Annotated in this window: 18 protein-coding genes and 1 other RNA gene; 10 read left to right on the top strand and 9 right to left on the bottom strand. The window is 69.8% G+C overall.

Annotation, left to right across the window (positions count from 1 at the left end; genetic code table 11):
- The first annotated feature begins 53 nt into the window (after positions 1-53).
- Both rnpB and QQX02_RS11300 read left to right on the top strand, forming a co-directional pair.
- Positions 54-436: RNase P RNA component class A (gene rnpB / locus QQX02_RS11295), an RNA gene on the top strand.
- A 326-nt stretch (positions 437-762) separates the two neighbouring features.
- Positions 763-1,758 (top strand): LCP family protein, encoded by a 996-nt coding sequence (locus tag QQX02_RS11300; RefSeq protein WP_301143177.1) that lies wholly within the window; start codon positions 763-765, stop codon positions 1,756-1,758.
- Positions 1,759-1,776: 18 nt separating this feature from the next.
- Here QQX02_RS11300 and QQX02_RS11305 read toward each other — a convergent pair whose 3' ends face one another.
- Complete coding sequence (locus QQX02_RS11305; RefSeq protein ID WP_301143180.1) at positions 1,777-2,667, bottom strand: oxygenase MpaB family protein; 891 nt, start codon at positions 2,665-2,667, stop codon at positions 1,777-1,779.
- Positions 2,668-2,880: 213 nt separating this feature from the next.
- Here QQX02_RS11305 and QQX02_RS11310 point away from each other — a divergent pair, with 213 nt between their 5' ends.
- Positions 2,881-4,293 (top strand): O-antigen ligase family protein, encoded by a 1,413-nt coding sequence (locus QQX02_RS11310; protein ID WP_301143181.1) that lies wholly within the window; start codon positions 2,881-2,883, stop codon positions 4,291-4,293.
- A 31-nt stretch (positions 4,294-4,324) separates the two neighbouring features.
- Here the strand turns inward: QQX02_RS11310 and QQX02_RS11315 are convergent, their stop codons facing one another.
- Positions 4,325-4,816, bottom strand: a complete 492-nt coding sequence (locus QQX02_RS11315) for a thioredoxin domain-containing protein (protein WP_301143182.1) — start codon at positions 4,814-4,816, stop codon at positions 4,325-4,327.
- A gap of 89 nt (positions 4,817-4,905) precedes the next feature.
- On the opposite strand from QQX02_RS11315, the gene QQX02_RS11320 reads away from it, so the two are divergent.
- Both QQX02_RS11320 and QQX02_RS11325 read left to right on the top strand, forming a co-directional pair.
- Entirely contained in the window at positions 4,906-5,364 is a 459-nt protein-coding gene (locus tag QQX02_RS11320; RefSeq protein WP_301143183.1) for a MarR family winged helix-turn-helix transcriptional regulator, read from the top strand.
- 63 nt (positions 5,365-5,427) lie between these two features.
- Entirely contained in the window at positions 5,428-6,468 is a 1,041-nt protein-coding gene (locus QQX02_RS11325) for a GmrSD restriction endonuclease domain-containing protein (RefSeq protein WP_301143184.1), read from the top strand.
- A 16-nt stretch (positions 6,469-6,484) separates the two neighbouring features.
- Here the strand turns inward: QQX02_RS11325 and ppgK are convergent, their stop codons facing one another.
- Both ppgK and map read right to left on the bottom strand, forming a co-directional pair.
- A complete protein-coding gene (gene ppgK / locus QQX02_RS11330; RefSeq protein ID WP_301143189.1) occupies positions 6,485-7,303 on the bottom strand; it encodes a polyphosphate--glucose phosphotransferase in 819 nt (272 codons plus the stop codon).
- A complete protein-coding gene (gene map, locus QQX02_RS11335) occupies positions 7,300-8,181 on the bottom strand; it encodes a type I methionyl aminopeptidase (RefSeq protein WP_301143191.1) in 882 nt (293 codons plus the stop codon). The genes ppgK and map overlap by 4 nt, the downstream gene beginning before the upstream one ends.
- Before the next feature lie 31 nt (positions 8,182-8,212).
- On the opposite strand from map, the gene QQX02_RS11340 reads away from it, so the two are divergent.
- The gene (locus QQX02_RS11340) at positions 8,213-8,413 is read left to right on the top strand and encodes an SPOR domain-containing protein (RefSeq protein WP_301143192.1); all 201 of its coding nucleotides are present in this window, start codon (positions 8,213-8,215) and stop codon (positions 8,411-8,413) included.
- 10 nt (positions 8,414-8,423) lie between these two features.
- Here the strand turns inward: QQX02_RS11340 and QQX02_RS11345 are convergent, their stop codons facing one another.
- Genes QQX02_RS11345 through QQX02_RS11355 form a run of 3 tightly spaced genes read right to left on the bottom strand, consistent with a single transcriptional unit; the run spans position 8,424 to position 11,767 of the window.
- Positions 8,424-9,275, bottom strand: a complete 852-nt coding sequence (locus QQX02_RS11345) for an NAD-dependent epimerase/dehydratase family protein (RefSeq protein ID WP_367304239.1) — start codon at positions 9,273-9,275, stop codon at positions 8,424-8,426.
- 10 nt (positions 9,276-9,285) lie between these two features.
- A complete protein-coding gene (gene panB / locus QQX02_RS11350; RefSeq protein ID WP_301143193.1) occupies positions 9,286-10,080 on the bottom strand; it encodes a 3-methyl-2-oxobutanoate hydroxymethyltransferase in 795 nt (264 codons plus the stop codon).
- Positions 10,081-10,120: 40 nt separating this feature from the next.
- Entirely contained in the window at positions 10,121-11,767 is a 1,647-nt protein-coding gene (locus tag QQX02_RS11355; protein ID WP_301143194.1) for an NAD+ synthase, read from the bottom strand.
- A gap of 74 nt (positions 11,768-11,841) precedes the next feature.
- On the opposite strand from QQX02_RS11355, the gene QQX02_RS11360 reads away from it, so the two are divergent.
- From QQX02_RS11360 to QQX02_RS11375, 4 genes are read left to right on the top strand one after another with little or no spacing between them, the layout of a single operon-like run.
- Positions 11,842-13,176: a glutamine synthetase family protein gene (locus QQX02_RS11360; RefSeq protein WP_062133284.1), complete on the top strand. Its 1,335-nt coding sequence runs from the start codon at positions 11,842-11,844 to the stop codon at positions 13,174-13,176.
- Positions 13,177-13,186: 10 nt separating this feature from the next.
- A complete protein-coding gene (locus QQX02_RS11365) occupies positions 13,187-16,183 on the top strand; it encodes a bifunctional [glutamine synthetase] adenylyltransferase/[glutamine synthetase]-adenylyl-L-tyrosine phosphorylase (RefSeq protein ID WP_301143195.1) in 2,997 nt (998 codons plus the stop codon).
- Complete coding sequence (locus QQX02_RS11370) at positions 16,180-17,055, top strand: hypothetical protein (protein ID WP_301143196.1); 876 nt, start codon at positions 16,180-16,182, stop codon at positions 17,053-17,055. The genes QQX02_RS11365 and QQX02_RS11370 overlap by 4 nt, the downstream gene beginning before the upstream one ends.
- Positions 17,056-17,084: 29 nt before the next feature.
- Positions 17,085-18,047, top strand: a complete 963-nt coding sequence (locus tag QQX02_RS11375) for a hypothetical protein (RefSeq protein ID WP_301143197.1) — start codon at positions 17,085-17,087, stop codon at positions 18,045-18,047.
- On the opposite strand, the gene QQX02_RS11380 is transcribed toward QQX02_RS11375, so the two are convergent.
- Together QQX02_RS11380 and QQX02_RS11385 are read right to left on the bottom strand one after the other, a co-directional pair.
- Complete coding sequence (locus QQX02_RS11380) at positions 17,990-19,039, bottom strand: LacI family DNA-binding transcriptional regulator (RefSeq protein ID WP_301143198.1); 1,050 nt, start codon at positions 19,037-19,039, stop codon at positions 17,990-17,992. The two genes, QQX02_RS11375 and QQX02_RS11380, sit on opposite strands and share 58 nt — an antisense overlap.
- Positions 19,040-19,067: 28 nt before the next feature.
- The gene (locus tag QQX02_RS11385) at positions 19,068-20,729 is read right to left on the bottom strand and encodes a glycoside hydrolase family 13 protein (protein ID WP_301143200.1); all 1,662 of its coding nucleotides are present in this window, start codon (positions 20,727-20,729) and stop codon (positions 19,068-19,070) included.

The raw sequence follows: 20,729 nt of genomic DNA on the forward strand, positions 1-20,729 counted from the left end.
CTCGGCCCCGTGCCGCGCGACCCGGGGCCGTCCCGGTAGTGTGGACCCGCGGATGAGTTGGCCAGGCGGCCGCGTCGCCCCTCGGGGCGCCGAGGAACGTCCGGGCTCCACAGGGCAGGGTGATGGCTAACGGCCACCCGGGGTGACCCGCGGGACAGTGCCACAGAGAGAAGACCGCCTCCCGGCATCGCAAGATGCCAGGGGGTAAGGGTGAAAGGGTGAGGTAAGAGCTCACCGCGCGACTGGTGACAGGAGCGGCACGGTAAACCCCACCCGGAGCAAGGCCGAACAGGATGCGTCTGAGGGCTGCCCGCCCGAGCATCTGGGTAGGCTGCTGGAGCCCTGGAGCAATCCAGGGCCTAGATGGATGGCCGCCCGGTGCGCAGCGGCAACGCGGCGCACAGGACAGAACCCGGCGTATCGGCCAGCTCATCCGCACCGCAACGATTCGAGCGCGGCCTCACCGCGCCACGCGCGTCCAGGGGTTACCCTCTCCGAGTGAGACCCGAAGACGACGCCGGCAGGCGCGACGGAGCGTCCGGCCCGCGAGACCGTCGGCGTCCGATGCCACCCTCCATCCAACCCGGCGGCGCCCGGCCCCCGTCGGGGCAGCCTCGCCCCAACACGGGAGGCGCGCCCCAGCGGCGCAGCACCCGCCCCACGAATGCGCCCGCGTCGCAGCCGGCGGCCCAGCCGCGATCCTCGTCGGGCCAGCCAGGCCAGCCCGGTCGGCCAGTGCAGCCGCGAAGCAACGGACGGCCCGTGCAGACCCGCACCCCCGCATCGGCCGTCGCGGAGCCGCCGCGCCGCCCGAGCGCGCGCCGCAAGCGTCACCGCGTCCGCAACGCGTTCATCGTCCTGCTCGTGCTGCTGCTCGTCGCGGCTGTGGCCCTGTACGCGTGGGTGGACTCGCGCATCCAGACGGTCGAGGCGCTCAGTGGAGCGGCGGACACGCCAGGCAACACCTACCTGATCGTCGGCTCGGACTCGCGCGAGGGCTGGGACGGTGGCAACGACACCCCCGGCCAGCGCACCGACACGATCATGGTGCTCCACCAGCCAGAGAGCGGTCCGACCGCTCTCATCAGCATCCCGCGGGACTCGTACGTGGAGATCCCCGGCAACGGGAGCAACAAGATCAACGCTGCGTTCGCCTTCGGCGGCGCACCGCTGCTGGTCGAGACGGTCGAGGACCTCTCCGGCCTGACGGTCGACCACTACCTCGAGGTGGGCTTCGGCGGAGTCGAGGGTCTCGTCGACGCCGTGGGCGGAGTGGAGCTCTGCTACGACGAGGACGTCTCTGACAAGCTCAGCCGGCTCGAGTGGGAAGCGGGCTGCCACGTCGCCGACGGCGATACCGCGCTCGCCTTCGCGCGCATGCGCTATGCCGATCCCCTCGGCGACATCGGCCGCGCCCAACGCCAGCAGCAGGTCGTCGGGGCGGTCGCCAACGAGATCCTCAGCCCCGCCACGGTGCTCAACCCCTTCACCGCCATCCCCGTGGCGAGTGCAGGGCTCGACGCCTTCCGCGTGTCCGAGGGCACCGGTCCCTTCGACCTCGCGCGCTTCGCGCTTGCCTTCAACGCGACCCGCGGTGGCGACGCGGTCACGGGAACGCCGCCCATCGCGAGCATGGGTCATCGGGTCGACGGGGTGGGTTCCACTGTCCTGCTCGACCCCGAGCAGATCGACCAGTTCTGGATCGACATCGCCGACGGCGCCTACGAGCCGGGCACCGAGGTGGGCGGGGTCGAGTAGGGCGGGCCGATGCGCGGGTCAGGCGGTGCGGGAGGTGTCGCGCAGGTGACCGCGCGACTCCGCTGAGCCCAGGCCCCACCGCACGGCCCTGGTCGCGACAGCGCCGCCCAGCGGCCCGAACGTCCGCGTGTGCCATCGATCGATGCCGAGTTCGGTGCGCGCCCAGTCGGGCAGCAGTGCGACCGCCCCGGCAGCGAGCGGCGCATAGCCGAGGCGCACGGCGCGCGGCAGCGGCGGTTCTCGCAGAAGGAACTGAGCGGTGTCGAGCGCCTCTCGGGAGGCCTCGAGCTCGGGACGATAGTCAGCGAACGCCTCCTCCAGCTCACGCCTGGTCTGGGGGACGTTCTCGGCGCCCAGAGCGGCGGCGACGCGGCCGGACTGCTGGAGGTACTCATCCGCTTCGCCCGGGCCGAGCGGACGCTCTCCATAGCGCTCGTACGCGGTGAGGAACGAGTCCGCCTCGGCGATGTGCACCCACGTGAGGAGGCGGGGATCGCTCGCACGGTACGGGCGGCCATCCTCGGTCTTGCCCCGGACTCGCTCATGCACCGCCCGGATCCGGTCCACCATGTCCTGCGCGTCCTCAGCGGTGCCGAAGGTGGTGAATGCGAGGAAGGTCGAGGTGCGCGCCAGGCGTCCCCATGGGTCGCCGCGATAGCCCGAGTGCCCCGCTACGCCGGCCATCGCCAAGGGGTGGAGCGACTGCAACAGGAGCGCACGCAGCCCTCCCACGAAGGTCGACGCGTCGCCGTGGACCCGCCGGATGGGCGCATCGGCCGGGAACCAGCGCGGACCGGGCGTCTCGTGGATGCGCGCCCGTGCCTCATAGCCGTCCGGCCCCGCGATGCGGGTGAACAGTGCGTGGCCCATGCGGGCCTGGGCGCTGGCGAGGGGTCCTGAGAAGGTCATGCCCTCCTCAACGCTCGCATGGCGCGTGGTGTTACCGGCGCCGCGAGCCCACGCCACGAGCCGCTAGAATCGGGGTCCACACGATGCACGTGCTGCCTGGCCCGATGGCACGGGAACGGCCGCTCCCTTGCGGCGCCCGCGGCTCGGCGTCCCCGCTGGAGCGGGAGTGCCATGACGAGGGGAGCATACGGTTCCATGGTTGCGAGCAGGCTCATGACGACCGGTTCTTCCGTGTCCCGCGCACTCACCACCGAGGGCGCGCGCTCCGCGGTCACCATCTGGACCGTGGTGCTGCTCATCTCCGGCCAGGGCTTTCGCTACCTGCTCGGGCTTCCGCTCTACGGCGTGCTGTGCGCCGTCACGATCGCCGCCGTCTTCCTGATCTTCAGGCCCACGCTCCGCACTCTGCGTCCGCCCTTGCTGATCGGCGCATTCGTGGGTCTCGCTGCACTCAGCATCGTGTGGTCGGCGACGCGAGGGGTCACGACCATCGCGGTCGTCGCGCTGGTCGCGACCACCGCCATCGCGATCATCACCGCGCGCGGCGCGAGCAACATCGACTTCATGCTGCGCCTCTATCGCGGCCTCCAGGTCAGCCTCTTCTTGGGCATCCTCTTTGAGCTCATCGTGGCCTTCGTCATCCGATCAGCGGTGGCGCCGCTGGTGAGTGACCTGGAGTCTCTCGCCTCGAGCCGTGGTGGGGATCCTGTCCAGTCGAACTGGTCGGACAACCTGCTGCTCGAAGGCGGCCCCGTCCAGGGCTTCGTGGGCAACCGGAACCCCTTCGGGGGGATCGCGCTGCTCGTGGCTGTCGTCGCGTGCGTGCTGCTCCTCGACCGGCGCATCCGCCGCCTCGACGGGTGGATCACCTTGGGAGCGGCAGCGGCTGTGCACGCCGTGACGATGTCGGCGACCGTGACGGCCTCCGTCCTCGTCCTCGGAGCGCTCACCGTCGGCGCCTACGTGCTTCGTCGGCTGCGACCGCGAGCCAAGCGAGTCCTGTCGTTCACCATCATCGCGTGCAGCGCGATCGGTGCGGTCCTCACCCTCAAGTACCGCGACGAGATCTTCGCGCTGCTGGACCGAGGATCGGACTTCACGCATCGCACCGAGATCTGGTACGAGGTCATCAACTTCGCGATGCAACGTCCCGACGGGTGGGGATACGTGGGCTACTGGCCCATCTGGCAGTTCCCCTATTCGGAGATCGGCACGGGCCTCGACTACGTGCGGCCCACGCACGGCCACAACGCGTTCCTCGACGCCTGGCTCCAACTCGGGCTGATCGGCGTGGTGCTGCTCGTCGGGATCGTCGTGCTCCTGTTCGGGAGCGCGTGGCGGCTGGTGGAGCGCGCCGACCGGGGCGACACGCACCTGCCCCTGGGGTGGGCGCTGCTGACGGTCGCGCTGGTGATGCAGGCCCTCACTGAGTCGAGGCTGCTGGTCGAGGGCGGCTGGTTCTTGCTTGTCGCGCTCTACTGCATCGGGCCGCCCGTGTTCACGCTGACCATCGTGGACCCCGAGCTCGTGCACTACGGGACCCGGATGCGCAAAGCTGACGAGGCACGGATGGCGCGGCGCATGGGCGCTGCCGAGGAGCGCCAGGGCCGCGCCGCCCGGGACTGACGCACGTCGCCGTCCCGGTACGCCCCCGCCGCTACACGCCTTCGTCATGCACGGGGTCGTCGGCGGTCGCCTCCTGCAGGGCCCGCCGAGTCTCAGCCGCGTCGAAGCTGCCCATCGGCACCGTGGCGTAGCGGGCGTACGCGACGCGACCGGCGCTCACTACGTAGGTTCCGGACTGCTGGAGTCCCATGTGGACGAACAGTCCAAGATCGGCGTGAGCGGTGCCGGAGGCGACGATTCGCGCCGCGAGCTCCGGGTGGCGTCGCGCGACGGCCGCGGCGTCCGGCCCAGCCCCGGGCACGATGACGACCGGCGGCTCGATCTCACCGGCCGCCACCATGCGTGCGAGGTGCCGCAGGTGCTGGTGGCACACCGGGCACGTCGACGTGCGCATTAGGTAGAGCACGGTGGGGTCGGCCGATGCGGTGAGCGCGTCGAGGCTGATGGCCTCTCCGCTGGGGGAGGTGAGCGCCAGGGCGGGGAGCGTGGCGCCAGCGGTCAAGGGCGTCGATAGGGTGGTCATGAGGTTTCCGTTCGTAAGGTAAGCAGGACGCCTGCGCAACAAGGCAGGGCGACTGCATATTCCTGGCGCGGAGCGGTGGAGGAGGCGCGATGGTGTATGAGGCGGAGCTCTCGGCCTTCGCCGAGGCGACCCACGACGACCTCGCGCGGCTTCTCATGGCAGCCTCGACCGTCGTGAACGCCCGGTCGCTCGCGGCCATCGACCCCGACGGCACGTCCGGAGTGCGGCTGGCACACGTCCCCGTTATCGCGTCGCTCGAGGCGCGGGGGAGTCGAGTCTCCGACCTCGCCCCGCGCATCGGCCACACCCGCCAGTCCGTCGCGGCCCTTGTGGACGACCTGGAGGCTGCGGGAATCGTCGAGCTCGCGCCGGATCCGACCGACCGGCGCGCGACTCTGGTGCGGCTCTCTGCCGACGGCGCGGCGTTCTGTGCGCGTGCCACTGCGATGATGCAGGACGCCGAGCAGTCGTGGCGGGCGGAGCATGGAGACGCCGCGATCGTGAACCTTCGGTCGACGCTCAGGAGCCTTGCGGGCGAGCGCGACTGACGCGCTGCCACCCGCGCGGAGTGGCGTCGCCTGCTCCCGCCTGGCCGTGGATAGGGTCGCCGAGTGGTGACAGTCAAGCGCGTGGTGACCGGCGAGCGCGTGATGACAGACAAGCGCGACGAGCGCGCGCGGACCCTCACGCGCTGGGGAGTGCTGACCGTCGCGGCAGCGATCGCGGTGGCGGCATGCGCTCCGGCCGCCACGCCCGATCTCGGCGCACCCGACGCGGCGCAGTCGCCGACCGCGACGCCCTCCGTCGTCGCCCCGACAGAGGCGGTCGCCGCGACCCCCGCCCCGTCGCAGAGCCGCGGCCCTGCCGAGACTGCCGGAACGGCGAGCGCCGCCGCTCTGGAGCTCACCGTCAAGGGCCGTGCGCCCACCACCGGGTATGCGCGCGACCAGTTCGGTGACGGGTGGGTCGACGTGGACCGCAACGGCTGCGACACCCGCAACGACATGCTGCGACTGCGGCTCACGGATCGCCTGATGTCAGGAGAGTGCGCGGTGCTCGAGGGCTTGCTCGCAGACCCGTTCACGGGCTCGACGCTGCGGTTCGTGCGGGGCGGTGAGAGCGAGGTCGACGTCGACCACCTGGTGGCGCTGTCCGATGCGTGGCAGAAGGGTGCCGCCACTTGGGAGTTCGCCAAGCGCGTCGCCTTCGCGAACGATCCGCTGAACCTCGAGCCCGTCGACGCGGGAGCCAATCGCGCCAAGGGCGATGGCGACGCTGCCACGTGGCTGCCACCGCAGAAGGAGTATCGCTGCGAGTACGTGGCGCGGCAGATCGCGGTGAAGGCGAAGTACGGCCTGTGGGTCACGCAGGCGGAGCTGGACGCGATCCTGCGCGTGCTCGACGGCTGCCCCACTCAGGGCGTTCCTGGGCCGGGGGACCAGCCGGTGATCGCCGACAACACCGGCCGTGCGCCTGACGCGGCGACGACGCCGCAGGCGGAACCGGAGATCGCGGACGGCGGGGATGACGATCCCGATATGGGCACCTGCAAGGCCGCGGTCGCGGAGGGGTACGGTCCCTACGTGCGCGACGAGGACCCGGAGTACGCGTACTACCGTGACGCCGACGGCGACGGACAGGTCTGCGAATAGCCCGTGCGGGCTCCGCTCACTTGCTCTTGGAAGCGGCCTTCTTCGCCTTCTTCTCGTCGTCCTTGCGGCGCTTGTCGTCACGGTGGTGCAGGTTCGCGGCCCATGCCGCCGCGCCCACGATCCCGGCGCCGTTGCGCAGCTCGGCGGGGATGATCGGTGCGCGCAGGCGAAGATGCGGCAGGAACATGTGGTGCGACTTCGAGATGCCGCCGCCGACGATGATGAGGTCGGGCCACAGCAGCTTCTCCATCTCGGAGTAGTACCGCTGCAGGTTCTTGGTCCAGTCCTCCCACTCGAGCCCCAGGCGATCCCTGGCCGACTCCGCCGCGAACTCCTCCGCCTCCTGGCCGCCGATCTCGACGTGGCCGAACTCGGTGTTCGGGACCAGCTGGCCGTCCACGATCAGCGCGGTGCCGATGCCCGTGCCGAGCGTGGTCATGAGGATCACGCCGTCGCGCCCGTGGGCGGCTCCGTGGCGGTACTCGCCGTAGCCGGCGGCGTCGGCGTCGTTGAGGACGTACACGTCGTGCCCCGCGTAGTCGCGGATGATGTCACGCATGTTCGTGCCGATCCAGGCGTCGTCGACGTTGGCGGCGGTCTTGACGACCCCGTCCTGGATCACGCCGGGGAAGGCGACGCCGATCGGGGTCTTCTTGGAGGGCGAGAACTTGGAGATGCACTTCGCGACGGTTCTCGCGACGGCATCGGGAGTCGAGGGGTTCGGGGTGGGGATCCGGTAGCGCTCCTCGGTGAACTCCCCGGTCCGCAGGTCGACGGGGGCGGCCTTGATGCCGGTGCCGCCGATGTCGACGCCCAGCGCGATGTGCTTGCTCATGGCAGTGTCAGGACCTCCGGGCCATCCTCTGTGATGACGATCGTGTGTTCGAACTGGGCTACCCACGAGCCGTCGTCGGTCACGACGGTCCAGCCGTCGTCCCACTCGTGACTCTCTTCCGAGCCCATGCACAGCATGGGCTCCACCGTGAACACCATGCCGGGCGCGATCACGTCCGTGTGCAGGGGCGCGGCGTCGTAGTGCGGGATCACCAGTCCCGTGTGAAAGGCGGGCCCGACCCCGTGGCCGGTGTAGTTGCGGACCGATTCGAAGCCGTGCCGCGTCGCATACTTCTCGATCACGCGGCCGATCACGTTGACCTCACGCCCCGGCTTCGCGGCCTTGATGCCCCGCATCATCGCCTCGTGTGTGACCTCGACGAGCTGACGAGCGCTCTCCGACCCTTCGCCCGCGATGAACGAGCCGCAGTTGTCACCGTGGACGCCGTCCTTGAACGCGGTGATGTCGATCTTCACGATGTCGCCCTCGTGCACCACCGTCGAATCGGGGATGCCGTGGCAGATGACTTCGTTGACGGACGTGCACAGCGCCTTGGGGAACGGCGGCCGGGCCGCCGAACCGGGGTATCCGAGCGTCGAGGGATACGCGCCGTGGTCGAGCACGAACTCGTGGCCGACGCGGTCGAGCTCGTCCGTCGTGACGCCGGGCACGATGTGACGGCCCACCTCGGCGAGCGCCTGAGCCGCGATGCGCCCGGAGGCGCGGATGCGCTCGATCATCTCCGCATCGTGGATGTCGCCGCCCTGCCACCGTGCGGCGCGGGTGCGTCCCACATACTCGGGGCGGGAGATGGTCGAGGGGACATGGCGCCACGGGGACACGACACCCTTCGTGATGCTCTCGCGGACGGCGCTCATACCTGGCAGTCTATTCACGGAGGCGATGCGCATGTCACCGGACAAGCCCGACGAGGTGGAGTACTTCTTCAACACCCGTACGCGGATGGTCGAGAAGGGCAGGGTCAGCTCGTGGGAGCACCTTATGGGCCCCTATCCGACCCGCGGCGAGGCCGAGAAGGCGCTCGCGAAGGCCGAGGCGCGCGCGGAGGCGTGGGACGAGGCGGACCACGAGTGGAAGGGCGACGACTAACCCCTGTTTCCTACCTGGCGTCTCGCCACGAGTACTCGGGTTCGAAGCCCAGCACCGCGCGCGCCTTGTCGATCGACAGCAACGTCTCGTGCTCGCCGAGGTCCTTGGTGATGGGCACCCCGGGGAACTGATCCGCAGCGAGTTCCGGACTCGACCGTGACATCACGGTGTCCGCGTTGGCGATGATGAATCGGTCGAACCCGGGTGTGTCGTATGCGAGTGCGCGCACCACCGCCTGCGCGCCGTCGCGCGCATCGATGTAGCCCCACAGGTTCCACCTTCGCAGCGCGGGGTCGGCATCGAACTCCGGGAAGCCGGCGTACTCCTCGGGGTACATGACGTTCGAGAAGCGCAGCGCGATGATGCTGAGAGCGGGGTCCCAGCGGCACAACTCGATCGCCATCGTCTCCTCGAGGTGCTTGACGAGCGAGTAGTTCGACTCCGGGCGTGCCGCGTACTCCTCATCCACGGGGATGTAGGGCGGGGGAGTCTCGAACGGCAGCCCGAGCACCGTCTCGGAGGAGGCGTACACGATGCGGGTGATGCCGGCGCGGCGCGCGCTTTGAAAGACGTTGAACGTCGCCAGCATGTTGTTGTGGAAAGTCGCGACATCAGTGGCCTGGCCTGGCGCGGGGATCGCGCCCAGGTGCACCACGGCGTCAATGCCGTGATAGCGGTCCTGCACGCCGAACATCGCATCGGCCACCTGGCCGTAGTCCGTGAGTTCGAGGCGCGTGTAGCCGAAGTCGGGTGCCGCCGCCACCGCGTCCACGCCGTGCACCTCGTGGCCGTCGGCTTGCAGGCGCGCAGTGACCGCGCGGCCGAGCTTGCCTTGGCTTCCGGTGACAAGGATCGAAGTCACGGCAGTGCTCCTACTCGTCGAACGTGTGGTCGGGCGACGGGAACGACCCGGCCTTGACCTCGCGGATGTACCCCGCGGCTCCCTCGCTCATCACAGCGCCGACTGCGGCGAACTGCTTGGAGAACGAGGGGTGCCAGTCGCCCACGCCCAGCGCGTCGAGCCACACCAGCACCTGGCCGTCCGTGGACGGCCCAGCGCCGATGCCGATGGTGGGGATGTCCAGCGCGGCCGTGACCTTCTCCGCGACGGGGGCGATCACCATCTCCAGCACCACGGCGAACGCCCCGGCCTCCTGCAGAGCGAGCGCATCGGCCAGCAGTGCGTCGTAGCCGTCGTCGCCGCGCCCCTGGATCCTGCGCCCGCCCAGAGCGTTCTCCGACTGCGGCGTGAACCCGAGGTGCCCGCAGAAGGGGATGCCCGCATCGGTCACGGCCTTGACCTGTCGCGCGATCCGACGACCACCCTCGAACTTGATGGCCTGCGCGCCGGACAGCTTCATCATGCGGATCGAGGATTCGACGGCCTGTTCGGGAGAGACCTCGTAGGTGCCGAACGGGAGGTCGGCGACCACGAACGCGTTCTTCGCCGCCTTCGCCACTGCACGCGCGAACGGAATCATCTCGTCGAGCGTGAGCGGCACGGTCGAGTCATACCCGAGCATGTTGTCGCCCAGCGAATCGCCGACGAGCAGCATGTCCACACCGGCCTCGTCGAACGCCTTCGCTGTGGGGTAGTCGTACGCGGTGAGCATGGTGATCTTCTCGCCGCGCGACTTCATCTCCTTGAAATGGTGGATGCGCATCATGACTCCACTCTAGGACGCGGCTCCGGGGCGCAGGGCCGAGCTACTCGGCGCGCTCACGCCAGCGGCTCGTGATCGGCAGGCGCCGGTCGCGCCCGAAGGCGAGCGCGGTGACCTTGGGGCCGGGAGGGTACTGCCGCCGCTTCCACTCGGCGCGATCCACCAGCGACAGCACGGTGTCCACCACGGCCTCGTCGAACCCACGCGCCAGCAGCTCTGCGCGGCCCTCGGCATGCTCGACGTACGCGTCGAGCACCTCGTCGAGGACGTCGTACGGGGGCAGCGAGTCCTGGTCGGTCTGCCCGGGGCGCAGTTCCGCGCTGGGCGCCTTGTCGATCGAATTCGCAGGGATCGGGGGAGTCTCGCCGCGCGCCTCGGCGTGCGCATTGCGCCACCGGGCCAGGTCCCACACGCGAGACTTGTCCACGTCCTTGAGCGGCGCGAAGCCGCCGATGCTGCCCGCGTCGTAGATGGTGGCGTATCCCGTCGCGAGCTCCGACTTGTTGCCGGGCGCGATGACGAGGTGCCCCTCACGGTTGGAGATCGCCATCAGGATGACGCCGCGCACCCGCGCCTGAAGGTTCTCCTCGGCCACCCCCTCCAGTGCGAGCTGGTCCTGGAAGGCGTCGACCATCGTCGCGATCGGCTGGACGCGGTAGTCCGCTCCGAGTCGCTTGGCGAGGTCCGCTGCGTCGTCCTTGGAGTGCTCCGAGGAGAACGTGGACGGCATCGAGACTCCCACGACGTTGCCGCCGTCGATCGCATCGGCGGCGATCGCGGCCGTGAGGGCGGAGTCGATGCCGCCGGACAGGCCGAGCACGACGGAGGTGAAGCCGTTCTTGGTCACGTAGTCCCGCAGCCCCGTCACGCAGGCGCGGTACACCTGTTCGTCGTCGGTCGCCGGGGCGGCGAGGGCCGATGCGGGGGCGGGCTCGGCGTCGTCTCCCAGGTCCCAGGTCAGCAGGGCGTCGTCGAACCCTGGCGCGGAGGCGAGCACCGTGCCGTCCGTGCCCACCACGAAGCTGTGCCCGTCGAACACCAGGTCATCCTGGCCTCCCCACAGGTTCACGTACGCCACCGGGGCCGTGAGCTCCTGGGCGCGTCGTTGGGCGAGCTCGGTGCGCACGTGGCCCTTGCCCTCCTCGAAGGGGGACCCGTTCAGGACCGCGAGCAGGTCGATGCCCGCATCGTCCATCTGGGCCACCGGTCCGCCGTCGGCCCAGATGTCCTCGCAGATCACGACGCCGATGCGCCGCCCGTGCACCTCGATCACGCAGCGATCGTCGCCCGCGGCGAAGATGCGCCGCTCATCGAAGACTCCGTAGTTGGGAAGGTGGTGCTTGTTGTAGCGCGCGGTGACCTCGCCGCCGGTGATCACCACGGCCTGGTTGAAGGGCCGCCCGGACGTGGCCACGCCGAGGGTCCCCAGCACCACGGTGAGATCGCCGAGCCCCTCGGAGTCGAGCTGAGCCGCAATGCGCTGTACCGCGCGCTCAGCGGCGCGCTGGAAGCTCTCGCGCAGCGCGAGGTCCTCGATCGGATACCCGGTGATGGTCATCTCGGGAAGAAGCACGAGGTGAGCGCCCCGCTCGTGGGCAGAGCGGCACGCGGCGACGATAAGTGCCGTGTTACCAGCGATATCCCCGACGCAGGTGTTGATCTGGGCGAGCGCGATGCGAAGGTCCGGCATGCGGTCAGCGTAGTAGGCGCGACGTCAGCGGGTCACGTGACACGAACGACACATAGTTGAGGCAGGATGGGCACATGGATAAGCAGCAGGAATACGTGCTCCGCAGTGTGGAGGAGCGAGACATCCGGTTCATCCGCCTGTGGTTCACCGACGTGCTCGGGATCCTCAAGTCGGTGGCGATCGCTCCGGCCGAGCTGGAGAATGCGTTCAGCGAGGGCATTGGCTTCGACGGTTCTGCCATCGAAGGACTGACGCGAGTCTCCGAATCCGACATGCTCGCCAAGCCCGACCCGTCGAGCTTCCAGATCCTGCCGTGGCGCGGCTCGAGCCACGGCGTCGCGCGCATGTTCTGCGACATTGCGACTCCTGACGACGAGCCCGCGCTGTCCGACCCGCGCCAGGTGCTCAAGCGCAACCTCGACCGCGCGTCCGAACTGGGATTCACCTTCTACACGCACCCGGAGATCGAGTTCTACCTGTTCGAGAAGCCCGAGCCGGGGATGCTGCCCAAGCCGGTGGACCAGGCCGGGTACTTCGACAACGTGCCGCGCGGCACCGCCCACAACTTCCGCCGCGAGGCGATCACCATGCTCGAGTCGATGGGCATCTCGGTGGAGTTCTCTCACCACGAGGCTGGACCCGGGCAGAACGAGATCGACCTGCGCTACGCCGATGCGCTGACGATGGCCGACAACATCATGACGTTCCGCGCCGTCATCAAGGAGGTCGCGCTCGAGCAGGGCGTCTTCGCGTCGTTCATGCCCAAGCCGCTCGTCAACGGGCCCGGCTCCGGCATGCACACGCACATGAGCCTGTTCGAGGGCGATCGCAACGCCTTCTACGAGGCCGGGGCGGACCACCAGCTGTCGCCCGTCGCTCGTCAGTTCATCGCGGGACTGCTCAAGTACGCGCCAGAGATCAGCGCGATCACGAACCAGTACGTGAACTCGTACAAGCGGCTCTGGGGCGGCGCGGAGGCGCCGTCGTACGTGGCGTGGGGATCGAACAATCGCTCCGCACTGGTGCGCGTGCCGGTCCACAAGCCCGGCAAGGGCCAGTCCACTCGCATCGAGTACCGCGCGCTCGACTCCGCGGCGAACCCGTATCTGGCGTTCTCCGTGCTGCTCTCGGCCGGACTCAAGGGCATCGAGGAGGAGCTCGAGCTCCCCGAGGGCGCCGAGGACGACGTGTGGGAGCTGTCGCCAGCCGAGCGCAAGGCCATGGGCTACCAGGCGCTGCCGGCGTCGCTGTCCCAGGCCATCGACCTGATGGAAGGGTCGGAGCTGGTGGCGGAGGCGCTCGGTGAGCGCGTGTTCGACTTCGTGCTGCGCAACAAGCGCGCGGAGTGGGAGGCGTACCGCGCCCAGGTCACGCCGTACGAGCTCGAGCAGTACCTGCCCGTCCTCTAGCGACGCTCTCGTGAGCACCCGCGAGATCTCGTTCGCCACGCGGCTGCGTCGCGCGGGCGTCGCCGATGCGACGCGTGCCGAGCGCATGATCGACCAGATCCGCGACATCGCCGGCGTCGACATCGACGACCCGGCGTTGGCAGTGTCCTACCTGGCCGATCCCGACACGGGTCTGCTCCAGCTGCTTCGCCTCGCGGAGTCGGCCCGCGACGCGGGTCTCATCGACGAGCTCGCGGCGCTCTCCGAGACCCGCGCCGGGGGATACCTTGCGGTCCTGCTCGGGGGCTCGGTCGCTCTGGGTGACTTCCTCGTGCGCCACCCGGAGTTCATCCGCGACTTCTCGCAGTGGCCGGAGGACCAGTCGTTCGCCGAGGTCGACTCTCGGCGAGTGATGCTCGAGTCCGTGGGCGCTGACCCCGATGCGGCCGTCCCGGTGGCCACCGTGGGCGGCGAGCAAGGCGTGGCGGCGATGCGGGTCGCGTATCGCCGGCTGCTGATTCGCATCGCGGCCGAGGACCTGTACGCGAAGTCCCCTCCGTCGCTCTTCCCTCAGGTCGGCTCCGCCCTCGCGGACCTCGCCGGCGCCGCACTCGAAGCCGGTCTGGCGATCGCACGGGCCGGGGAGCCCGATCATGCGGCGACGCGGCTGACGATCATCGGCATGGGCAAGTGCGGCGGCCGCGAGCTCAACTACATCTCCGATGTCGACGTCATCTACGTGGCGGAGCCGGCCGAGGGCATCGATGAGCAGCGGTCGCTGAAGGTGGCCACCAAGCTCGCGACCGTCGCGTCACGCGCGTGCGATCGGGCCGGCGCTGAGCCAGCCCTGTGGGAGGTCGACGCCAACCTGCGCCCCGAGGGCAAGGACGGCGCGCTCGTGCGAGGCGTGGCCGGGCACCGGGCCTACTACGAGCGCTGGGCGAGCACGTGGGAGTTCCAGGCGCTCCTGAAGGCGCGACCGATTGCAGGCGATCCTGAGGTCGGCCAGGCGTACTTGGACGCCGTGACTCCGATGGTGTGGAAGGCCGTCGAGCGCGAGGGCTTCGTCCAGAGCGCTCAGGCGATGCGGCGCCGTGTGGAGGACCACGTGCCCCCGCAGGAGGCCGATCGCCAGCTCAAGCTCGGTCCCGGTGGCCTGCGGGACGTCGAGTTCACGATCCAGCTCCTGCAGCTGGTGCATGGTCGTCATGACACGTCCCTGCGGTCGCGCACCACGCTCACGGCGCTCGAGGCGCTGCGCAAGGGCGGCTACGTCGGCAGGCCCGATGCGGCCAAGATGGAGCGCTCGTACCGGCAGCTGCGCGTGTGGGAGCACCGCATCCAGCTGCGGCGGATGCAGCGCACCCACCTCATGCCAGCCGACGAGGACTCGCTGCGCATCCTGGCGCGCGCCTCCGGATACGCCACGGTCGAGTACATGGAGGAGGTGTGGCACGACATCCGGCGGGACGTGCGAGCGATGCACCTCGAGATGTTCTATCGCCCCATCCTTCCGCTGGTCGCCAGCATGTCCGCCGACGAGGCGCGGCTGGACGAAGGCGCCGCACGAGACCGCCTCGCCGCGGTGGGGTTCGACGACCCTCAGGCGGCGCTGCGGCACATCACCGCGCTCACCGACGGGGTGTCGCGCCGCGCGGCGATCCAGCGCCAGCTCATGCCCGCGATGATCGGCTGGTTCGCCCAGGGCGCGGATCCCGACGCCGGGCTGCTGGCGTTCCGCAAGCTCTCCGAGCAGCTGACGGACGCGCAGTGGTACCTCAAGCTGTTGCGCGACTCCGGCACGGCCGCAGAGCGCCTGGCGAGACTGCTCTCGACGTCGCGGTACGTGACCGCCGCGCTGCTCCTGTCGGCCGAGTCCGTCACGTGGCTGGGCGACGACGCTGAGCTCAAGCCGCGTGATCGCGACCGCATGTGGCGCGAGGCCGACGCGATCCTGAAACGCTCCGACGACCCCGAACAGTCGGTGACGGCCATGCGCGGACTGCGGCGCCGCGAGCTCGCGCGCACGGCCGCGGCCGACGTGCTCGGCCTCGTCGACTCCGTCGAAGCCGCACGCTCCGTGACCGCGGCAGCCGACGTGCTGATCGGCGGAGCGCTGCGGATCGCGCGCACCATCGTGGCGCGCGACGAAGGCGATGAGGCGCATCGCCTGCCGATGATCGTGGTCGCGATGGGGCGCTACGGCGGCAACGAGATGGGCTACAAGTCGGACGCCGATGTGCAGTTCGTGTTCGACGGCTCCGAGCCCGGTGCGCAGGAGCTCGCGGTGAAGATCGCGCGGACCATCCAGCGCATCCTCACCCAGGTGGGGTCGCAGCCGCCTCTCGAGATCGATGCGGCCCTGCGGCCGGAGGGGCGCAACGGACCGCTCGCACGGTCGCTGTCCTCGACGGCCGAGTACTACGGCCGGTGGTCGGACCCATGGGAGGCCCAGGCGCTGCTGCGCGCCCGCCCCTGCGCCGGCGACGCCGAACTGATCGACGCGTTCACCGCGCTCATCGACAAGGTGCGCTATCCCGCTGACCTTCCCGCATCGGCGCTCAAGCAGATGCGGACGCTCAAGGCGCGCATGGAGGCGGAGCGGCTCCCGCGGGGCGTGGATCCGAGGCGCCACCTCAAGCTCGGACCTGGAGGCCTGGCGGACGTCGAGTGGACGGTGCAGCTGCTCCAGCTTCAGCACGCCCACGACCATCCCGAACTGCGCACGACCATGACGATCGACGCTCTGCACGCCGCATCGGAGGCGGGCCTCATCGACGGTGACGACGCTGCCACTCTCGAAGAGGCGTGGGTGCTCGCCACGGCTCTGCGCGGAGCACTCGCGCTGCGCGGCCGCGACCGCAGCGCCGATGTGCTGCCCGGCGACGCGCGCGACCTCAAGGAGCTCGCCGAGATCATGAACGTGGAGGACACGGGCGCGGAGCTTCAGGATCGGTACGGGCGCGCGACTCGTCACGCGCGCGCCGTCACCGAAAGGGTGTTCTTCGGGTGGGACAGTGGGGCATGAGCGCTTTCCGCACGCTGATCTCAGCGATCTGCATCATCGCCGCCGCCATCCTGATCGCCTGGTGGGCCATCTCCTCGGTCATCATCGACCAGATCGAGGACGGCGAGGCCGTGCGCGGCATCACCGAAAGTGCGCTCGAGTCACCTGCAGTGACGGCGTCCCTGTCTGCTGAGCTGTCCGCGCGCACGCAGGAGGCGCTGGCGGCGCAGGGCGTCAACGTCAGCGCGCTGGGGCTGGACGACGAGCTCGACGCTGCCATCGAGAGGGCCGTCGGCACCGAGGCCTTCCGCGCCACCGTGCTGGACCAGGTCGACGAGGCGCACGCACAGGTCACCGACCAGCTCACTGACTCGCTGCGCACGCCGGCCCCGCTGGTCGTCACCGTGGACCTGTCCGACGCGGTTAATGCCAGGGTCGACGAGCTCGGGGCAGCGGCTGCGGTGGCGTCGGATGTCACCGTGCCCCCCGTCACGATCGAAGCCCTCGACGCCGCGCAGTTCGAACAGGCACGCACGGCCTATGAGCGCACGGCGTGGGCGCAGCAATGGGGATTGTGGTCGGGGCTGGCCCTGGTGGCGTTCGGCATGCTGGTCTCTCACCGTCGCCAATGGTTCCTGGCCAAGGTGCTGACGGTGCTGGGCCTGCTGTGCGTCGCGTTCGGCGGCGTCGTGGCACTGCTCGGCCCTGACAGCATCACGACGTTCATGCCCGGAGGAGTCGACGGTTCGCTGTCGACGATGTGGCGAGACATCCTCACCGAGGAAGCGACGCCGATCGTCGTGGAGCGGTCGCTCTGGATCGGCGGCATCGCCCTGGTCGCGGCGCTCGTCGCCACGCTGCTGGGCGCCGCCCTCGGCGGGCGCCGGCGCTAGCACGGCCCATGGACCGCGGGGGAGGGGCGATGGCATACGGGCGGTCGATCGTGGCGGTGGTCCTGGTCGTCATCGGGGCGTTGCTCAGCGCCGCCTGGGCCATCAGCGTGACCGCGGTACGGAGCATCGAGGACGGCACGGCTGGGGACGCCCTGGTGGCGAGCGTGCTCGAGTCTCCGCAGTCCGCGGACGTGGTCGCGGACCAGGTCATCGGGGCCCTCGACGAGGCCCTCGACACGCCCGTGGCTCAGGCCGCGCTGGCCCTGGCAGAGCAGCAGGTGCGCGACGCCGTCGTGACCGTCGTGTCGTCCGACGTCGTGTCGGAGCTGATCCGTGAGGGCGGATCGCGAGCCAAGGACCGCCTTCTCGACGAGCTGACCGATCCGGACCGTCAACCAGGCGCGTTCGTGCTCCGGGTCGACCTCTCCGAGCGCATCAATGCCCGGCTCGGCGAGGTGCCGGTGATCGGTGGACTGCTGCCCGCGATTCAGCTTCCGGCGCTCACGGTCGAGGTGATCTCAGCCGAGGCGTTCGAGGACCTGCGGGGCCTGTTCGCGGTGATGAAGACCATCGCGACGTGGGGACTCTGGGTCGCGGTCGTGACGGTGGCCGCAGGGATCGCCGTCTCGCGCCGATGGGTCGTCTTCGGTGCGAGGGCGCTGGCAGGCGTCGGAGCCTTCGCCGTTGTTCTGTCGCTCGTGCTGGGCTCCATGGGGCCGAGTGCGCTCGCCGGGCTGATGCCGGGTGGTCGTGATGGAGGCGCCGGAGTGCTGGTCGAGGACCTCCTTGCCGACGTCGCGCTGGAGCCGATTACGCACACGTTGATGGTGCTCGGACTCGTGGTGGGCGCGGGCGCAGGGATCTGGTGGGCCGCCGTGCGCGCGGCACGGACTCGACGGCCGGGCCGCGGAGACGACGAGTCGCCCGCGGGGGATCAGCGTCGGGACGAGCCCGGTGCTGGCCCCGTGGACTTGCGCACCACGAGCTCGTAGGGCAACGCTTCGTTTCCGGGCTCCGGCCTGTCGCCGTCGAGCTGGTGGAGAAGGATCTCGACAGCGTGCCGTCCCTGCACCTCCGGGAACTGATCCACCGTGGTGAGGCTGAAGAAGTCGGAGAGCTCGTGGCCGTCGATGCCGATGATGGACAGGTCCTCGGGCACTGAGCGCCCCAGATCGCGGGCGGCGAGCATCGCACCGATCGCCATCTCGTCCGAGGCCGCGAAGATCGCGGTCGGGTGGACTCGCGGGTCTCCGAGCAGCTGCAGCGTCGCGTCGTAGCCACCGGCGATCGTGAAGTCCGCGGTGCGCAGCATCAGCGGATCCGGGGTGATCCCTGCACGGGCAAGCGCCTCCTCCCACCCCGCCCGACGATGAGCGGGCAGGTGGAAGTCGATCTCGAAGTCCTGATCGCCCGCGAGGTGGGCGATCTCGCGGTGCCCGAGCGCGAGGAGGTGATCGACCGCGAGCCGGGCCACCTCATGGTCGTCGAGGCTGAGCGTCTGGATGCCCGGCAACGGGCCGCCGATGCCGACGACGGGCTTCTTGATGGCGGTCAGACTGTCCAGCTCGGCCCGGTTGAGCTCGAGACTCACCGCGATCAACGCGTCGACGCGGCCGCGTCGCAGGAACTCGTCGAAGAGCCGGCGGCGGCGTGGGTTCTCCTCGACGGGCCGATCCTGTCCCACGTTGGGGTCGAGGTGGTACAGGGTGAGGTCGTAGCCCGCGTCGGCGAGAGAGCGCTGGATCCCCTTCAGCACCGCGATGAAGAACCAGCTGTCAATGAACGGCACCACCACGCCCACGTTGCGCGTCTTGCCCGACGCGAGGCTGGAGGCGTTGGCTGACACCACGTACCCGAGCTCACGGGCCGCGTCCTCCACCCGCGAACGGGTGGCCGGTGAGACCGACGACTTTCCGGCGAGCGCGCGCGAGACTGTCGCGGTCGACACGCCCGCGAGGTCCGCGACCTTCTGGATCTTCGTCACTGGCCCTCCTTGGCCCTGCGATGCTGCCTCAGCGCAGCATCCACACCGTGGTGTCCGCTGGCAGGGTACCGGTCGTGGGGCTCGAGGACAGAATCAGTTCGCCCTCGGGCAGGTCGAAGGGCTCGCCCGAGATGTTGGCGTACACCGTGACGGCGCCGACGGTCAGGCCCAGCACGCCCTCGGGCACGTCCTCGATCCAGGTCACGTCGCTCGTCGCGAGCGAGTGGGCGCGACGAAGCCGCAGCGCGTCCACGTAGAACGTCAGGGTGGACCCAGGCACGCCCTCCTGCAGGTCGCGTGCCAGCGGCGCCCAGTCGTCAGGCTGGGGGAGCCAGGACAGCCCGGTGGGCGAGAATCCGAAGGCAGGGGCGTCCGAGGTCCACGGGATCGGCACGCGGCAGCCGTCGCGCCCGTAGCGTTCGCCTTCGGTGCGGTGCCAGGTGGGGTCCTGACGCGCGTCGCCTGGGATGTCGGTCGCCTCGGGCAGCCCCAGCTCCTCACCCTGGTAGAGGTAGGCGGATCCGGGCAGCGCCAGCATCAGCTGAGTCGCGGCGCGTCCGCGCGTGGATGCGGTGTCGAAGTCGGGGAGACCAGGGGTCTCGGGTCCGATGCCGTGGCCCTGGGGGCTCGGCGTCGTCAGCGCGAGCCGTGACGGGTGGCGCACGACGTCGTGGTTCGACAGCACCCAGGTCGCGGGCGCACCGACGCCCGCGAAGGCCTCGAGAGACTCGTCGATGACGCTGCGCAGGGCCCCGGCATCCCACTTCGACATGAGGTAGGGGAAGTTGAAGGCCTGGTGCATCTCGTCGGGGCGCACCCACTCCGCCATGCGGGACAGTGGCTCCACCCATGCCTCGGCCGTGAGGATGCGGTCGCCGTCGTACTCGTTGACGACGGCGCGCCAGCGGCGCCAGATGGCGTGTACGTCGTCCTGCGCCCACGCCGGGTGACCGGTCTGCGCGCCGCCCATCGAGTCGATCTCTTCGTCCGTCTCGAAGTCGGGCAGGTTGGCCGCCTTGGCCAGCCCGTGCGCGACGTCCACGCGGAACCCGTCGACGCCCCTATCGAGCCAGAAGCGCAGAATCCGGTCGAACTCGGCCCGCACCTCCTCGTTGGTCCAATCCAGGTCCGGCTGGGACGAGTCGAACAGGTGGAGGTACCACTGGTCGGGCACACCGTCCTCGCGGTGGACCCGCGTCCACGCGGGGCCGCCGAACACCGACTGCCAGTTGTTGGGCGGCTCGGCGCCATCGGCGCCCTTGCCGTCGCGGAAGATGTAGCGCGCGCGTTCGGCGCTCCCAGGAGCCGATGCGACAGCGAGCTTGAACCACGCGTGCTCGCTCGACGTGTGGTTGGGGACGATGTCGACGATCACGCGCAGTCCGAGTGCATGCGCGCGCTCGCTCATCGCGTCGAAGTCGGCGAGGGAGCCGAAGATCGGGTCGACGTCGGTGAAATCCGCGACGTCGTAGCCGGCGTCGTGCTGCGGGGAGACGTAGAACGGCGAGAGCCAGATCGCATCGACGCCGAGCGCGGCGAGCGAATCAAGGCGTGACGTGATGCCCGCCAGGTCGCCGATGCCGTCGCCGGAGGCGTCGGCGAAGGATCGCGGGTAGATCTGGTAGATGACCGCCGTGCGCCACCACTCGGCGGCAGTGGTCGGCTGGTGGGCGCTGGCAACGTTGCTCAT

Origin of the sequence: Demequina muriae, from assembly GCF_030418295.1 — a bacterium.
Taxonomy (GTDB): domain Bacteria; phylum Actinomycetota; class Actinomycetes; order Actinomycetales; family Demequinaceae; genus Demequina; species Demequina muriae.

What these genes read in the sequence shown, in the direction of transcription:
- QQX02_RS11360 (WP_062133284.1), top strand. Translation starts at nt 11,842, where the DNA reads ATGGATAAGCAGCAGGAATACGTGCTCCGCAGTGTGGAGGAGCGAGAC.
- QQX02_RS11310 (WP_301143181.1), top strand. Translation starts at nt 2,881, where the DNA reads ATGACGACCGGTTCTTCCGTGTCCCGCGCACTCACCACCGAGGGCGCG.
- QQX02_RS11375 (WP_301143197.1), top strand. Translation starts at nt 17,085, where the DNA reads ATGGCATACGGGCGGTCGATCGTGGCGGTGGTCCTGGTCGTCATCGGG.
- panB (WP_301143193.1), bottom strand. Translation starts at nt 10,080, where the DNA reads ATGATGCGCATCCACCATTTCAAGGAGATGAAGTCGCGCGGCGAGAAG.
- QQX02_RS11315 (WP_301143182.1), bottom strand. Translation starts at nt 4,816, where the DNA reads ATGACCACCCTATCGACGCCCTTGACCGCTGGCGCCACGCTCCCCGCC.
- ppgK (WP_301143189.1), bottom strand. Translation starts at nt 7,303, where the DNA reads ATGAGCAAGCACATCGCGCTGGGCGTCGACATCGGCGGCACCGGCATC.
- QQX02_RS11355 (WP_301143194.1), bottom strand. Translation starts at nt 11,767, where the DNA reads ATGCCGGACCTTCGCATCGCGCTCGCCCAGATCAACACCTGCGTCGGG.
- QQX02_RS11385 (WP_301143200.1), bottom strand. Translation starts at nt 20,729, where the DNA reads ATGAGCAACGTTGCCAGCGCCCACCAGCCGACCACTGCCGCCGAGTGG.
- map (WP_301143191.1), bottom strand. Translation starts at nt 8,181, where the DNA reads ATGAGCGCCGTCCGCGAGAGCATCACGAAGGGTGTCGTGTCCCCGTGG.
- QQX02_RS11370 (WP_301143196.1), top strand. Translation starts at nt 16,180, where the DNA reads ATGAGCGCTTTCCGCACGCTGATCTCAGCGATCTGCATCATCGCCGCC.
- QQX02_RS11320 (WP_301143183.1), top strand. Translation starts at nt 4,906, where the DNA reads ATGGTGTATGAGGCGGAGCTCTCGGCCTTCGCCGAGGCGACCCACGAC.
- QQX02_RS11305 (WP_301143180.1), bottom strand. Translation starts at nt 2,667, where the DNA reads ATGACCTTCTCAGGACCCCTCGCCAGCGCCCAGGCCCGCATGGGCCAC.
- QQX02_RS11340 (WP_301143192.1), top strand. Translation starts at nt 8,213, where the DNA reads ATGTCACCGGACAAGCCCGACGAGGTGGAGTACTTCTTCAACACCCGT.